This window comes from Paenibacillus sp. FSL H8-0283, assembly GCF_045040675.1.
GTDB lineage: Bacteria > Bacillota > Bacilli > Paenibacillales > Paenibacillaceae > Paenibacillus > Paenibacillus amylolyticus.
In genome coordinates this window covers 6,184,359-6,202,008 of record NZ_CP150295.1, presented here as the reverse complement: position 1 = coordinate 6,202,008, position 17,650 = coordinate 6,184,359, and the positions used below count along the sequence as shown (strand labels likewise).

The following is a 17,650-nucleotide window of genomic DNA, read 5'->3' as shown; positions in this document are numbered from 1 at the left end:
CTTTCATTGATTTCAATTTCGATTCAATACTTGGATTAGTCTTATAGATACACTCACATTTGCTCCTTTTTGATTCACCATACTAAACAAAAAGAAAACCTTGCGGAACAAGGTTTTCTTTTTGTTGTCTTTTGAAGGTAGATAGCATTTTTTTGTCGAAATACAAACTCAGCATGATGATTGAGAATATGGATATGAAAAAGGAGCTACTATGAGCACGACTCAATATAATTGGACCCGTTATTGTTATCCAAGAGGAAAAGATCCCAGCTCTTTTTTGCATGACGGTTTTCTAGTTGACCCAGATGAGAGCTTTACGGCACAGCAACATCCTGAACTGGTGACGTTATCGGAACTGCAGGACCAGCAATGTCTAATTTTGCTGGGTGAGCCGGGCAGCGGTAAAAGCACCGTTTTCGCTGAAATGAAAGATCAGTTAGAAAATACAAATTCATACGTAATTTTCGTAGATCTAAAAAAGATTACTACCGACCAATTCTTAAACAACAGCATCATGAACAACGAAAAGTATGCGGATTGGCAGCAAGAGCAGAACAGTAAATTATATTTGGTGTTTGACAGCTTTGATGAAGGGTTCATGCAACTACAAGTTCTATGCAATTTGTTGGAAGACATGTTGGAACAACTGGACGTTTCCAGACTATACCTCCGAATCGCTTGCAGAACTGGGGCGTTTCCGAGTGGCTTGGAATATGATTTGGAGTGTAAGTTCTCAAAAGGCAACGTCCATTTTTATAGACTTGCGCCGCTTAGGGAGAAAGACGTGAAGGAAGCTAGCATTAATCACGAGCATGCGTCTCAAACATTTGTTTCTCAAGTGAAAAAGCATCGAATTGAAGCGTTAGCGAGCCGACCGGTTACGTTGCACATGCTTCTGAATACCTGGAACGATCAGCCGATAGTCAAGAAGGAGCTATACGATCGAGGTTGTTATAAGCTTTGCGAGGAAGTAAACCCGGATCGAAGAGCAAAGAGGTTTATTGCTGGGCGTCTATCCGTGGCGCAAAAACTGGATTACGCAGCGAAGCTGGCAGCGGTTTGTATGTTGACGAACCGACATATCATTCACACTGGCTTGGAAGGAGGAGCGCACGGGATCAGCACCATCCAATTGCGGGACGTACAGAGCGAATATGACACGAGAGTGATTACTGAATCCGATTGGAATGAAGTACTGACTACAGGGCTATTCGTCGATAACGGACCCGAGCAGTTGACGTGGGCTCATAAATCGTATGAAGAGTTTTTAGCCGCCTATTATTTGAATGCTAGTGGAGTGAAGACAAAGCAACTACTACATTTTTTTATGCACCCCGGCGATTTTGAAGGCCAATTCGTTCCTCAACTTCATCAAACAGCCGCCTGGCTCGGTGAATTTAATGAGTCTTTTCTGAATGAACTTGTTGACAAACAGCCGGATCTTCTGTTTCTTTTCGATCGGTTTCAGTTAACAGTTGATACAAAGAAAAAATTCGTTTTGTCGGTGTTCAACAAGTCGGATCCGGATTACTCCAGGCATTATTGGGATAGTGATCTCATTAAAGAGCTTAGGATTCCAGAAATCATAGATATCGTAAACCATTGTCTTAGCGATCCGGCAAGTTCGGATTTGGCTAAAAGATGTGCTCTGAATTTTGTCTATTACAGCGATATGACCGAGACGATAAGTACGATACTTGATTGTTTCCACGACTGGGATGGAGACTTGCTAGACGATGTATTCCCCGTCCTGTATAAATTATGTCCAGATGAGCAGTTGCGGCCGATGAAGTTTTTTCTTGATAACTATACCTATCGGTACGATCATATGTGCTTTCCCCTGTTAAAAAGATTGTACCCGAATCATCTGACATTAATGGAATTGTTGGAATACATGCTCGATTTATACGTTCGAGAAGACACTGTTTCTGAGCATATTCGTTCAATTGTCCAATCATTATGCTCGGAACAACTAGTAATTCTTAGTGATACGATACTTGATTCACCCGAATATGTGAATCGGAAAAATTCATCCTCTGTCTATTTGGAAGTGTACAAAGTATTGCTAAGTAAACTTGATGAAAGTGAAGAAAAGTTGAAGAAACTTATTGTGAGGCTAGAGGACAGGTTAAAAGAAAACAATTTCCTAAAGTGCGCGAGTAAGCCTGAAAAGGAACAGTTCACTAAAAAACCATCAAAATGGTCGCCTACCCCGCCAGTTTTTCAGCAAGAGGCAGCACTGGAACTATTAGAGCGGATGGAAAGTGGACAAACCAGTGCCTGGGGCTCATTAATAAAACAATTAAATCCTCGTGATTGGAGTAAGTTATTCAGCTATGATCCAAGTGATTTCTCGCATTTCTTAGGTTGGAAACAAGCCGATGAGGATTTGAGGGCGCGTATACTGCTAGCAGCGAAGCAGTTCATTATCACTCCTTCTGCAAGTATAGAAAACTCCGATCGATACGGGTACATAATGAACATGCTTGACGCCATTCAGCTTGTTTTTATGAATGAAAGGATGTTTTTTGAAAAGCTGCCTCCAGAAGCTGTGCATCGATCCTTAGATGCCGTTACCAACCCACGAATCAGTCAATATGTGGATGGAATGGAGATCCTCAAGCTGTTTCATTGTCTCCATAGGGTGGAGACGTTAAATGGTATTTTTCGTTACGTACGCCAGTTATCTTGGGGATGGGGAGCTCGATATACAGTAACTAGTCAACTCGTGAACTGTTGGGACGAGGATACTGCTTCGCGGTTGCTAACACTAATGCAGGACGAAACGATCGATCTAGAAGCTTTCGGGCTTATCATCAGCATCTTACTTGAGCAGCGTCATCCTACGATAAAGCAAATCGTGGAGTCACTTGTGGACAAAGGACGGAACCCTTCCAACGTACAAGTAAGAGAACGTGCATCAGAGGCACTGGCAATTATGATGGATTTCTCGGAAGACGCAGGTTGGGCACTACTGAGGCCAATCATGCAAGAAGATAAGGAATACGGCAAAAGCATCATCGAACGTTATTTAGCAACATTCCGAAACTATTCCTTTCAGGACAAGTGGTCATCCGAAGCAATTGCCGAGCTGTTTGAATGGCTAAACGTTAACGAAATTGATTACTCCTATACATTTAATAATTTAAAGGCACTGTTAATTCGTGAGTTGAAGCAGCGTAACACGGAGGAGTCCTATCGACAAATCAAATTTCTTAGCATAAAGCTACCGCATTCGGAACATGTACAATCAGTGTGGTCATTCATACGCAATGACTACTTGAAAAAATCGTGGAATCCTCCGCTGCCTGAATCAATTATAAAGACGGTTCACGGGAAAAAGAGAATGCCGATAATTAATGGGAAGCAGCTGATTGAAGTCGTCAAAGACATTTTGGAGGACTACGAGAAAATGCTTCACTCTCATAATCCGCTCATCTTTACGATGTGGAATAAAATTGACGACAGGCAAGTTCCAAAAACGGAAAATGAATTTTCCGATCTAATCAAAACGCGATTAGCAGAACAGCTGCTCGAATATGGAGTCATCGTCAATCGGGAAGTGGAACAAAGTCGATATGATTACGCAGGAGGGAGAAGGGGAGAGAGGATCGATATTAAAGTAGATTTGTGTACGACCCAAAAAGAAACGATCTCACTGATAATAGAAGTAAAAGGTTGCTGGAATGACTCACTGAAGACTGCAATGGAGAAACAATTAGTCAGCCGTTACATGGAGAACCAACATTGTGACTACGGCATGTACTTGATAGGGTGGTTCCTATGTGATGGATGGAAGGACCCTACTGATACCCGACTCAAGAAGACTCCAGCTATGCAAATCAACGACGCCAAGCAGTTCTTTAGTCAGCAGGCTGAGGATTTGTCTGTTGCATTTGGCAAGCATGTCAGTTCGTATGTCTTTGATGCCACGATTAGAAGTTGAATCGGTGAGACATACAATATGGATTTGAATTCATATTCAAATTCCTACTTTCTTGAGGGTAATAAAAATAGTGGTTCCATCCATTCGTTTTCTATATTCATCACTTGTATAGTTAATTTAATGAATTCGACGGGAAAGGGTGGTTAATGACAGAAGTTGTAGCCAGATGTATATTAAAAATTTCAACATATTTAAATAAGGAGTCCGAGATATTAAGTTGGGCTCCTTTTTTGAATTTTTAAAATACATTGTACGTCTTATTGAGTTGTAAAGTAAGTATCGAAATGAACATTCCAGAAAGCTGTAGAACATTTCTTTCTTCAGGGAGAACAATAGCGAGAATTATTTATTAACTACTTAGTGAATGAGAAGAGGAATAAGTACATTAGCAAACAATTTTCAATTTCTCAATAACTTTATAGTGCGTATTATATGAGAATTTTTGTGAATAAAGTAGGATTTTCTTGCATGATGTCGAATTTTTACAGTAAAGATGCAAACATATAGTTCGTTGTACATAGAGGTACAGTGAGGTGTCTATGGATAAGATTGTTGAGTTAATTGAGTTAGGTTATGAATGCGAATTCTTGGACTTTAAAGAGAGGCAATACCATAAAGACAAAAGTATGGATTTACTCATGGATATAATGGCAATGGCCAATTCTCGGCATAATGGAGATAAATTCATTATTATTGGAGTCAAGGATCGACCAGAAGGCAAGGAGATAAAAGGAATTGATCCAAAAGAGTTTATAGACTCATCTAATTATATGCAGTTGGTCTTAAATAATATCGAACCCGAAATACAGTTTGATTATTCCAAATACGAATATAAGGATCTAGTGTTAGGTACTTTTAAAATTTACGAAACAGACAATAAGCCATATATGATGAGAAAGAATTTCAGTGGATTGAAAGAAGGATTATGCTAAGTTTTGGGTAACGAGAAACGAATGTTTGTTCTATAATTAAGCGAGGATACTTTGAAAGAAGGTTTGTGTCAGTGGATAATCGAAGATCAACCGCTTTTAAAAGCTACAGCTGAATTGGAGTTGAACATGAGAAATGGGTTCATGACCTGGTCAAGCCTTGCGTTCTGATAGCAGCGGAGTTGAAGCTAGCTCTAATAAATTTGGAGCTTTATGATAAAACAGTGAATTTAATTTAAATCAGATGATGGTCAATGCAATAAAGAATAACGATTATTTGATAGACAACCGAGAATGATATGGTATGAACTGGAGCCGGAGTTAAGCCGATGAGAGAGAACAATTCGGTGGCAGTTACTTCTTAATCAATCAGTGATTCGAATGCCTACGAGACATCTTTCATTCTTAAAGTGGAAATAGTGTGTAACAATAGAATAGGTAAATCTTTAAAGGAGAATCATATGAGTCTTTTTAATAGATTGGAACAATTCACTTATTTGGTTGCAAACCAACGGACTGATCGCTATCGGCCTATTGCCCGCGTTTTGTATGAACATCATCGTACGTTTAGGAGCATGCTCACAACAGAAGATATTTACACCGCTTTAAGGCAAATGGATGAATTTGTTGAACGGTTCCCCTATTATTCAATCGAGGATTTGGAGATGGACCTTGGTGCGATGAAAGAGTGGGGGAATATCGAGATATCTCAACAAGAAAATGTAAAATATGTGGCGTATGAAGATTTCAAGCGAAAAAAACACTTGATTCGAGCCACCGACGCACTTATAGATGTTGAAGAAATGATCGCAACGATGGAGCGACGGGCAAATCGAGTAAGGGGGTCGCTAGAGAAGAATCTAGCAGCCCGTATTATCGAAGAACTCGATCGATTCAAAAGTGCAACGACAAAAGAACCATCCGAATTATACAACCTTTGGAACGAAATCATGGGACGACACGATCGATTGCGCATTGATACGTCGGATTACCTCTCACATGTGAACAGCAATGACATGGAAGCGGCTTATCTTTCAGATCAGTTCCTCGAGCATAAGAATAAATTTGTTAGCTACCTGGACGAATTCGTTCGTGATATTCAAAAACAGCAAGTCCGCATCCTAGAAAAGCTGATGTCCATTTCTAATGATTACATTGAAGCTGTCATTTACTTAATCGTAGATTACGAGATCAATCGGATTCAACTTCCTACCTTAGTAGACACAAATCAAGAAGAGCGCATGGAGTTGCACAAAAAGCAGTGGAAATCGATGTTTAATTGGTTTGCCAATGAAAGTTCCCAAGAGGGCGGGTACTACTATTTGATGGAGCAAACTAAAAGCGCAATAAGCAAAATCCTTCGTCTATCTAGACAAGTGAGTGATCGGCTTTTCCATTACACCAACCGAAAGCATGATTACTTACATCTTGCGACGCTATTTTTTAAGGCCAATGATGATGAAGAATGTAAAGAATTGTTTGGCTATGTAAAGGGAATTGGTCCCGCTTCACAAATGATTATCACCGACATACAGACGTCAGATAGTGAAGCCAAGACTGTATGGGAATTGCCTGCGGAGCAGATCGAACTAATTCCCCGTAAAAAGAGAGATTTTGTTAAGCGAGTTAAATCGATTCTGCTTGAAGACCCACTCGAGCGCCAACGAATTGAAATGGAACATAAAGAGCAAGAAGAACGATTGCGAAGAGAAATGGAAGCGATCTCTGTGAATGGGCGAATTCGAATTCGAGACTTGGATGAAATCAGCCCTGCGTTAAGGGAAACTTTGTTGTACATGGAAACCGAAGGCTTACGCAATCATGATATTGCTTATTTGCCTGATGGTCGTGAATTTCGTACATTTGTCGCTACTGAAAACCGCATTAAAATGAAGTGTACAGATGGAGAACTTACCATGGATGACATTGAAATAGTGTTTGAGGATGGTGTTGCAGGTGAGTAACGCTGAAGCCCTAACTGAAGAGATTCAAACCCTGGTCTTTTTGCTCTGGTCCGAAGAGTGGGTCTATAGCGAACATAAGCCTGAATTATACTATCGCATTCGAAGTTATGAGCAAAAACTAAAAGCTGTTTTTCGAGACTGGTTCCATTACCCTATCTATATGGGAGAAGGCTATGTTCGTTTGATTAAACGCCCCGAACGGGGAGTGCTCGACCCTAACCCTACGCACTCATTGAAATACAAAGTGGATTTTGTTTTATATGCATGTGTATTAGCGTTCATGGAAGAGAAGAGCGAGGATCAACAATTTGTACTGCGTGAGTTGCTTGAAAACATAAAAGCGTACTATCCTGGTGGGCCAGATGCCATTTCGTGGTCCGATCATGGGATACGTACAAGTCTAATTCGCGTAATTAAAACGTTGGAACAAGAGCGGCTTCTTCTCATGTTCGACCGAACCATTGACCACTTTCGAGACAGTGAAGATTATGATTTACTTATGCAAGTCTCCAATGGGCTTAGGCACGCGATTCGTCAGACTCGTGTGCCGTTTTCCGAATTCGGCAACATGATCCTTCTTAGAGAGGCGCTTCATCATGAAGAAATTGAAGAAGGCATGATGTGTGAACAGCAAATTTGGAGACGTTTATTTGCAAAGGGTTGCCTGTTTTTATCCGAATTATCCCAAGATGAAGTGATTTATGTGGAAAGACATGGCCTCCGTATGCAGCAAAAGCTGGAGGAAGTATTTCAAGGGGTATTTCTAGAGCGGTATGCCTCCACCTGGATTCTAGTCCATGACAAACCTAGAGAAGGGAAGAGTGTTTATCCCGCATATAACACACATTCACATCTCGTCACTGCGATAGGGACTCATTTACGTGATCTGCTTGATCAAGGCGAAAATTGGTTGAATCACCGAGGCTATGTTGTGCTTCATTCCAAAGATGCTTTCAATCTTTTTGTTTCGGTCCGTAGAGCGAATCAGGATCATTTAGCGAAGTCCAGTTTGTCTGATCGAGCGCTATGGGAAGAGGTTGCCGACTATATGAAGCAACTGGGTCTGTTGAAGGTAGTAAACAATGAATGGATTTTTAGTGATGCATTAGGCCGTGTGGCAGGTGAAATTGTCGAAGAAGAAGTATCGCCAAAGGAGGAAGTTAAGCATGCGCTGGAAACCGACCAGAATTGGTTATTTTAATGTTTGGTATCATGCCGATACTGAAATTGAATTATCGGACGGAAAACTGTTTATTCGCGGTGATAATGCTAGCGGGAAGACAATAGCCTCGACTTTGATGCTGCCCTTGCTCCTTGATGGGAATTACAACCCTTCCCGCCTTGATCCTCAAAAGCGCACTGATCGTTTGTTGATTGATCTTCATCTTGGTGAAGAAGCGGTCAATCAAAAGAATGATGGAAATGGATATCTTTACATGGAATTTCGTAAGGAAGAGCAGCTTATAACCATTGGTATGGGCCTTTCTGGTGTGCGCAAGTCAAGAGATTTAACGACCTGGTATTTTATTTTGACAAATGGAAAGCAGATCGGGAAAGACTTGTTACTATACGACCAAACAAGGGAGGGGAAGGTTCCGCTTGATTATCGTGATTTTTGTGATCGTTTCAAAGGAGCATTCATTACAGAAAATAAAGACAAATACGCGAAAGAGGTCAATCGGCTGTTGTTCGGTTTTCAAAATATTCATACCTTCCACATGTATATCAAGCTATTAATTGAACTGCGGCCGCCGAAAATTAGCAAAGATGTTGGGCCTAGCATTATTAATACAAGTTTGACCGACGCGCTCCCAGAGTTACCTGAAAACGATTTGGAGTCGCTAACGAATATTGTAACAAAAATTACTGAGCAAGATGAACTCTTAACTAAAACAACATCTGAAGTAGAAGCATTGAAAAAGCTGAGCGCAGCTTATGAGACTTACCAATTTGCTCTGTTCTTCGAGTTTGCCGAGCATGTTTCTCGTGCCTCTCAAATGCTCAAAGATGAGCAAAGTCGCCTTACTATAAGAGAAAATGACTTGCAAGAGATGACTCAAACACAATCAGATACGAAAAAGAGAATCGAAGAATCAGAGCAACAAATTACAGCACTTGGATTAACTGTTAATGCGCTTAAAGAAGCTCATCAGGATGTCTTCGAAGCTGAAAAAAAGAAGCGGGAAATGGAAAGTCAGTTTGGTCAAGTCAAAGAAAAGTTAGGCCAAAAGGGAACCCAACTTCGCAATTCTAGGGCGGATGTTCACAAGAATGAACAAGCCGTCGATGAGGGAGTTCAGGATGAACTGCAAGTCAGGGATGAGGTCCAAGGAATTCTCGATTACTTGAAAGAGTATGAAACGTCGATCAAGTTTGACTATCACGATCGGTTTGTTAGTCAATTCTCAATGACGGTAGATCAGATTAGTTTAATTGCGTCATGGAAAGAAGAAATTGATCGTCATATTACAAGATTGAAAGAAATTGAAAAAAAATTACATATATATAAAGAAAGGGAATCTGAAACTATACAAAAACAAAACGAGTTTGAAAACAAACTTGAGGCATACAAGGCTTCGATTGTAAAAATTGACTCATTGTACAAGCGGCTTCAGAAGTGCAGAGTCGAGTTGTTTGAACGCATCGAAAGTTGGTCAACTGATTACCACATATCAATTGAAACACGAGAATGGGAAGCATTGCAGGGGGGGGTAGAGGATTTATATGAACATAGTGAAGACGAGGAAAAGTTTCATTCTTGGCAGCAAGATATTTTAGAGTGCAGGGAAAAACCATTTAAATTTCAAAAAAAGGAAGCCGAGTACCATATTCAGCGGTTAACCAGTGAAATCAAAAAAGTTCAAGATGAATATGAGAAGGTTGTGTCAGCACCGTTTGTGGAACCTCCTGAGCAGAACGAGGAGAGACTACAATGGAGTTGCCTTGATGAGCTTCAAATCCCGTATATCCGTTTTTTCGAAGCTGTTGAGTTCAAGGAAACCGTATCAAATCATATCCGAAAAAGTGTCGAGTCCATCATTCAACGTTCCGGACTGCTCCAAGCAGTCATTGTACCTGAGGAATATGAGGCAAAGGCGAGTGGTCAAGCGGTTGTACTTCGCACACTAACGCCAAAAAACAAGCATCTAGGCGATCTGATGGAGCCTGTTCCTAGTGATAGAATCGATGCAAAAACTATTGAGCGTGTTCTGCAGGGAATTTCAATTGAAGAAAATCAAGAAGGGTACATCGGCGAGGATGGCGTTTTCCGTAGCGGATTCCTAGAAGGAACTGCGCCTGGATGCAGTGAGACGTATGTCGGTCTTCGGGCTCGAGAAGAGGCTCGTCAACGGATGCTGCTTGCTCTTCGAGGGCAACTAGATGAATTAAAGCAGCATTTGTCGAATCAAAACCACGAACTACGAGCGGCACAGACCGAGATCGATGAACTACACCGAACATGGATGCAGCTCCCTTCCACTCAAGAAATTAAGGACGTTTATCGGGAGCATGATGCAGAAAAACGAGATGCTAAACGTCGGGAGTCGGAAAAAGACGAAGCATATACGCATTATGAGTCAATTCGACAAGAAACCCTTAATGTTCGAAATCAGGTTATGCGTTTAATTGGAGATATGGATATCCCACTTCGACTGGACATTTGCAGCCATACCCTCGAACAATGCGAGAAATATAAAGAGGAAATTATGGTATTAGGCACGTTTGTTCAAAAACGAATGGAAGTGGAGAAGAGGGTTGGCCAATCCAGAAGACATCTGTATTCTTTGAATTCCATTGTAGAGAATTATCAAGAGGAATATGATGAAATAATGTACGAATATTCGAAGTTTGAGAAGACCATTCAGCACATGCAAGAAGCTATGGATTCAAACTCTGATGTGTTTAAACAAATCGAGAAAGCGAACCAGCAGCTTATCGATGCTGAAGATAGTAAGCGGCAAGCAGAAAAGGTATTGAGCCTGCTCCTGTCCCAAATAGATCAGAGAAAAGAAGAAATTGAAAAACTTAAACTAGCTGTTTTACAAGCCTCGGAAAGGGAGAGCGTGTGGTATAAAGAATTTCGTAAGCTCCAAACCATAAATAGTCCCTTTTCTGCTTACACGGCTAATCAAATATTAGGTCAGGACCGTACAGAGGCGCTCAGACGTGAAGATACTCTTGTTTGCCTTTTAGATGTGGAAAAAGAGGTGCGAGAAGATCTTGAAGACTACCGTCTACGTCGCCAACAAGAACAACCCTGGAACGCGGAAAGTGAAGTGAAAGAGAAAATCGGAAGAACCAATGTAGACGCGCTAAATCGACTAACTTCATATTTTACACTGAGTTTGCAGAGTAATAGCGCGGTTCCATGTTCACCGCTGGAGTTGCTTCAGGAATTATCTGATATTGAACTTAAGTTAAAACAAAATATTGGGGATAAAGAAAAAGAATTGTTTACAGATATTATCATTAATGAGATCGGACGTACAATCCAGGTTCGAATTTATGAAGCTGGACAATGGGTTAATGATATAAACAAAAGGTTCCACGAGTTCGAGGGACTTCGGATTCATTTGGACTGGAATGCGAAAGATGCTGTAGAAGATGATACATTAAAGACAAAACAACTTGTGGAATTGTTAAGTCGTAACAGTAGATTTATCGATCCTTCCGATCTTGAAAAAGTTGCAACTCATTTCCGTGCGCGCATCGAAGCCGTACAACAACGAACAAAAAAAGATTTTAGAATGACCAGACTGGAAGCCTACAAAGAGGTTCTAGATTACCGGAAATGGTTTGTATTTGAAACGAAAGTTGATAAAGGTGCGGGATTAGAAGCAGTCGGAAACCGCAATTTTGGGAGATACAGCAATGGTCAAAAAGCGATTATTTTATATATGCCACTGCTTGCGGCAATCGACGCAATCCTTATGAGTGCATCAAATACAGCACCAAGGTTAATCACGCTCGATGAGGCATTTGCGGGAGTCGATTCCAAAAATAAAGAGAAAATGTTCAACATGATTCAAGACTTTGATTTTGAATACATTATGAATTCGTATGATTTGTGGGGCTGCTATCGGAGTGTAAAATCACTTTCGATCGTCACAATTTTGCGGCAACCATCTTCTCCACATATGGGTTTCCGTCGTTATCATTGGAACGGGAAGAGACAAGTGGAAGTAGAGTGAACAAAATGGAATTTTGTTTCGAAGGCTAGAGTTAAAAACGCTGTTGAATCTATAGCAATAGAGCTATCAAGGAAGTGTATTTATGGAATCTTCATTAGAGGAACTGGTTCAGATTTTTCGAAATGAGAAAGAATTTAGGGATATACTTACACTTTTCAAGGAAAAATACCGGAGTCGTGGGAAAATTGTCAAGGGAACCAAAGTTGTCCTTAGCGATCTATCACTATACCATCTGCAAACGTTAGAAGAATTTTTTGGTGAGATATACAGAGACGGCAAGCCAATCCCGATTACTGCAGCAAAGTTTGAGAAAGCTATTATGAAAACAAAATACAAGGATTCATTTGAAGGTCTGGATTTGAACGATCTTCTACAATTATACTTTTTGGGCAACTTAACGTCCAAAAGTGAAGATAAACAAAACTTTGAAAAAAAGAAAGAGCTGTTTTTTCAAAGTTTTTTGAATCTCACTAAAAAAGAAGACCCCTTCTATAGGTTTGTTTCATTCATATCAAGCTATCAAAACGCACCATTTATTCATTTGATGTATAAGAACAAGCCCAATTCACTTAGACAATTACTTAACCTAGCAAAAGAAATTTATGACAATTTACCTTTAGGTAACGATATCTTTTTACCTTTATTTTCTCATAATCTTACAGATGATTTTTATGCTCTATCTCCTAATTCCGATGGTGGTAAGATGATGCTGTTTGCATTACAAGTTTTAAATCACTTGGATAAGGGTAAAGACATTATTTTAAAACCTGATAAAGAGCAGATTACACATATCTTACAGGGGTATCGTATTTTATTCTGCCCGCAGTCCAATAGATTAGCTCGTCGTTTGTGGACGTTAGAAGACAAAAATGGAGAAGTACAAAAAAATCATCTAATTCCATTGAAGAAAATTGGGTTCGGAGGGTTTGCTGAAGTATACAGAGTTTTTGATTTGATTAAAAAGAAAGAAATGGCATGTAAAGTACTCTTGGAGAAGTCAGTGTTCATTCAAGAATATGGAAAGGAAGGGGAGGACTACTTACTGCGCTTTAAAAGAGAGGTCAGACTTTTACGAGAAAAGATATCTCATGTTAATATTATAGAAGTTGATAAAATAAAACTCGATAAAGAGCCCTTTCTATTTACAATGCCATTAGCGGAAACTTCCTTAGAGAAGTGGTTAGAATTAAACCCTGTTGTGCCGGAGGAAATAAAAATACGCATATTTAAAGATGTACTTTGCGGCGTTTCTTATCTACATAATAATTTTAAAATAAATCATAGGGATCTAGCCCCGCATAATATTTTGATATTTTCTAGCAGTGACGGGACTATAGTGGCGAAGATTGCTGATTTTGGTCTGGCGAAAGATGACCAATCACTTTCTTCAATTACTAGACATTCTAACGTAGCATATGGAAGAGATGCGTTTACTGCTCCAGAGCAAAAGGAAAGTTTGAAAAATGCGGATTTTCTTTCTGATATTTATTCGCTAGGTGCCATACTGTATTTCATGTTTAGTGGAGAATCACGCGAGCGAGGATTTAGATCGCTTACTAAATATCAACCTATTGTTGGAAAGGCAATGGAAGAGGAGCGTTCTAAAAGGTATCAAACAGTTCAAGAGTTAATGGATGATTTTAACAAAAGTTTGGATCAAAGTGAATATTTATTTGATAGTTTACGGACTTATGAATTCCACGATTTTTCTTTTGATGTAAAGCAAGTATTAAAATATATGTCTGCCGTAAAGATTGAAGAGTCGCAAGAAGCTGTTGGGAAATTCGTTAGATCTTTCTTATCGATACCTATTGACGTTCTCATGGAATGTGCAAAACATGAAACGATAATGGTGCCATTTATACAAATAGCAAAAATGAATATTATCGGATTGATAGACTGTGATGAAGGGGGATGGAGTCAACTTTCAGAGCATTTGAATGTAATTTATATATCATCACGAAGTCTTGTAGCGCAGATAGCTACATTAAACTTGATATTGGTAGTTGCATTAGAAAAGAAGGTGCCTTCAGCCCAAGCCATACTGGTTGATGTTATGAGTAATTTGGCTGGTCAGGATAAACTTTCTCAAGAGATAGCACATATAATTGAAAAGGATTTTCTAAATTCTCATGATTTATTAATCAGCCTTTTGAAGGATATTCTGTATCCATCTGATATACGTTTCGTTTTAAATGATTACTGAAAACGAGCGAACTCAACGACCAGGGACGACATACACAAAGCACATAGTATTTTTTGCTGATATCTCTATACAGCGTGCGTTAGAAAATGTGAAACTCATTTGGAAGAAAAGTTTTCAACTTTCTTTTCATGGTAATTCCTGGAGGTTCCAGACTTTCTATTTTTCATTTTTATCAAGTACTGTGGCAATTCCAACAAAATCAATAAAATTAGTTCATGACTTTTTTATCACCCAACATTTATTGTCCAATAATGATAAATAAGTGTAGAACCATTAACAAAAGTATGGAACTACACGAACTATTGCCCAATGACATGGATAACGGGTTGATCAATAGATTCAGTAAACTAATAAAGTATGGACAAAATAATGGTCCTGATGACTCTAAGTCATCAGGACTTTTTTGATGTTTCAGGAGGGTGGTTCTAAATATTAGAACCACCTTATTTGTGTTTTTTCATTGTAAATTGCGGTCATTCATTGGACGAAAATCCATCAGATTATAAAGTATCTTAGGAAGAGTATCCTTTTGTAATTCTCAGATTTGAAATATTCTTCGTGCACGAATGTAATCAACTTCTTAAAGAAAATCATTAACCTTCGCAACTCGTAAGTGCAAATATATCCCCAAGAAGGATGCGGATCGGGCATAAAAGATCATTTGAATGGTAAAGGAAGATGACTGAACGTGACGGGTACATCTTTCAGCAACTCACAAAATGGTATGCCAAGAAGCAACAATGCGCTCGATGAAGAAGCTTATTACACGAAGTAAAATCATTGTCCGTTCAACTTGGATTCAGAACGCTATTGTAATCTGCATGTAAATGAGTGAAGGACATCGGAAAGCGTATAAGGGAAAACCTCACCTACGGTTTGACGAGGAGGAGCAGAATATATTTACCCTTTACTCTAACAGAGGCGTAGAGAAGAAGGCGTGATACAAAACGATGTCGGCTACCATCCGTGCGGACGCTGTGGCCAGTTTCCAGCCAGGCTTTCAGAAATTGGTCAGGTAATCATGTTAAAAATTACAAAGTGCAAGGAATCGGAACACCGACAAAGAATATTTAAAGGTAATATATACCAAATTTACCTGTTAAATGACTGAATGTCAACACTCGTCGAATTCCTTGATTGATGTCAAATCATGCCCAACGTTTCTTCTCCATTCACTATTTTTAACGAAAAATGTTAACACATAATGTTTTATGAACCAAATTTAACAATATAATGACTATATTTAACAAAAATTTCACTATACATTCTTGTAAATTTTGATATAATTCAACCTAGGTCTTATTCCCTATTATTCTAATAAATGGAATTGTAGGGTTTTTTATACCCATCCAAGCTGTGTGCGAAAGACCAGTATACTGGCTTACCAACAAGCCGGCATGTGGGGACCAACAATTGTGGAAAATGACAGCCTAGAATATGTTGCTCCATGACGTCAGAAGGTTTAGAAAGGAAGGTTCGGAAAGATAGAGCCAACCTTATCCCAATTCCGATGGAGGATGAAGCGAGTGAGCATTTTTGAAAAGCTGGAATCCAACGTAAGATCTTACTGCAGAAGCTTTCCGGTAGTATTCGACCGGGCCAAGGGAGATCTTTTATATTCTGAGGACGGAAGAGCATATATTGATTTCTTTGCAGGTGCCGGGGCACTCAATTACGGCCATAACAACGATTATATTAAAGACCGGGTTCTCGATTACTTGACCTCCGACCGGATTATGCACGGTCTGGATATGTATACAATGGCCAAGCGTGAATTCATCCAGAGCTTCTCCGAGCGGATCCTGGAGCCGAAGAAGCTGAATTACAAGCTTCAATTCTGCGGTCCAACAGGGACGAATGCGGTGGAAGCGGCCCTGAAGCTCGCACGCAAGGCGAAGAAGAGAAGTGGAATATTCGCATTCATGGGTGGCTTCCACGGCATGTCGCTCGGCAGTCTGTCGGCGACAAGCTCCAAGTCCATGAGAGAAGGGGCGGGGCTTCCTCTGGACGGAGTTACGTTCATGCCGCACCCGAGCGGGGCTTTCGCAGAAATGGATACGCTCGGTTATATCGAGAATATCCTGACTGATTCGCACTCCGGAATCGACAAGCCGGCCGCGATCCTGCTTGAAACGGTACAAGCCGAAGGCGGAATTCACGTTGTCGACGCGCAGTGGCTACGTGAGTTGCAGCAGATTTGCCGCAGGCACGATATTCTGCTCATTACAGACGAGATTCAAGTAGGATGCGGCCGGACAGGCGAATTCTTCTCCTTCGAACGTGCGGGGATCGAGCCGGATCTCATTACCCTGTCGAAGTCGATCAGCGGGTACGGCCTGCCAATGTCCCTCCTGCTGCTGAAGCCCGAACTGGATATCTGGACGCCGGGCGAGCACAACGGCACCTTCCGCGGCAACCAGCTGGCTTTTGTGGCCGCGAAGGCTGCTCTCGAGTTCCGGGACAGAACCGAACTGGAAGCTCAGGTGAAGCAGAAGGAAGAATATGTGCGCTCGTTCCTTGATCAAGAAATTAAGCCTCTGCATCCGTCCATCGCCATCCGCGGACTTGGCCTGATCTGGGGCATTGACGTCTCGGGGTTCATGGATGAAGCCGGGGCGAAGCGGGTGACGGATATCAGCTTCGAGAACGGGCTCATCATTGAAAGAGCCGGCAGAGGAGACTGTGTACTGAAGATCATGCCTCCGCTGACCGTCTCGATGGAGCATCTGGCCGCCGGCTGCGACATTATCAAGTCCAGTATGCAGCAGGTGATCTCTCAGGAGACCAAGGATTTACTAGTAACGACCTAAGCTTGGCCAAGCCGATGGTCGCCCCCGGCAAGAGGCACGAAAGTGCCTTCCGGAGGGCGTGCGGACTTGATGTTAAGGTAGCGCTTTCACCTCATGCTACCTGCGGTAACGTCAATCAGCATGGAATTCTCCGGCAATCCAAGCGCAGTCCCGTTCGTGCCATACGGAGCATTCTTTGAGCCTCATGCAGTACCCTCGTTAAATTTAATCGTCAGGAAAAGCTCACTACCCCGCAGCCGAATCTTTACTTATCCACACCAGGGCTGTGGGGGAATAATCAAATCGTACATAGAGTGTATCAATACCCCTTAAACATAGGCTTCGTCAAAGGTAGCTCGGGTACCAAATCAGGAGGTACGATCGACTTCCTGCTGGGCGGCCGGAACCCTGCGGCAAGCCTTACATCGACAGGAGGAACATCCCTTGTCGTCTATCCCCAAATCCAATTCCGAACCCCAAGTTAAACCAAATCCCGTCTTCGGGTGGCTCGTCCGCGGCAATCATATTGAAGCAGAGGAGTCCGAAGCAGCCGCATCTCTTGCGTAGAACGATGTTTGTTGTCCTCTACGCATGGGAGCCAAGCGGTACAGCTGCTAGGCAGAG

8 protein-coding genes are annotated in these 17,650 nt (G+C 41.0%); all 8 read left to right on the top strand.

Annotation, left to right across the window (positions count from 1 at the left end):
- Nucleotides 1–211 precede the first annotated feature (211 nt).
- The 8 genes from MHI52_RS27270 (at nt 212) to MHI52_RS27235 (ending at nt 17,593) form a co-directional block, all read left to right on the top strand.
- Nucleotides 212–3,946 carry an NACHT domain-containing protein gene (locus MHI52_RS27270; protein WP_405157994.1) on the top strand — a complete coding sequence of 1,245 codons (3,735 nt, stop codon included), beginning with the start codon at nt 212–214 and terminating at the stop codon, nt 3,944–3,946.
- Between the two features lie 539 nt (nt 3,947–4,485).
- Complete coding sequence (locus tag MHI52_RS27265) at nt 4,486–4,878, top strand: helix-turn-helix domain-containing protein (protein ID WP_405157993.1); 393 nt, start codon at nt 4,486–4,488, stop codon at nt 4,876–4,878.
- A gap of 458 nt (nt 4,879–5,336) precedes the next feature.
- The gene (locus tag MHI52_RS27260) at nt 5,337–6,839 is read left to right on the top strand and encodes a TIGR02677 family protein (protein WP_405157992.1); all 1,503 of its coding nucleotides are present in this window, start codon (nt 5,337–5,339) and stop codon (nt 6,837–6,839) included.
- Nucleotides 6,832–8,040 carry a DUF2398 family protein gene (locus tag MHI52_RS27255; protein ID WP_405157991.1) on the top strand — a complete coding sequence of 403 codons (1,209 nt, stop codon included), beginning with the start codon at nt 6,832–6,834 and terminating at the stop codon, nt 8,038–8,040. The genes MHI52_RS27260 and MHI52_RS27255 overlap by 8 nt, the downstream gene beginning before the upstream one ends.
- Nucleotides 8,006–12,031 carry a TIGR02680 family protein gene (locus MHI52_RS27250; protein ID WP_405157990.1) on the top strand — a complete coding sequence of 1,342 codons (4,026 nt, stop codon included), beginning with the start codon at nt 8,006–8,008 and terminating at the stop codon, nt 12,029–12,031. The genes MHI52_RS27255 and MHI52_RS27250 overlap by 35 nt, the downstream gene beginning before the upstream one ends.
- 82 nt (nt 12,032–12,113) lie before the next feature.
- Nucleotides 12,114–14,237 carry a protein kinase domain-containing protein gene (locus tag MHI52_RS27245; protein ID WP_405157989.1) on the top strand — a complete coding sequence of 708 codons (2,124 nt, stop codon included), beginning with the start codon at nt 12,114–12,116 and terminating at the stop codon, nt 14,235–14,237.
- A 1,526-nt stretch (nt 14,238–15,763) separates the two neighbouring features.
- The gene (gene ectB / locus MHI52_RS27240) at nt 15,764–17,047 is read left to right on the top strand and encodes a diaminobutyrate--2-oxoglutarate transaminase (protein WP_017692123.1); all 1,284 of its coding nucleotides are present in this window, start codon (nt 15,764–15,766) and stop codon (nt 17,045–17,047) included.
- Nucleotides 17,048–17,470: 423 nt separating this feature from the next.
- Nucleotides 17,471–17,593 (top strand): hypothetical protein, encoded by a 123-nt coding sequence (locus MHI52_RS27235; RefSeq protein WP_256720228.1) that lies wholly within the window; start codon nt 17,471–17,473, stop codon nt 17,591–17,593.
- Nucleotides 17,594–17,650: the final 57 nt, after the last annotated feature.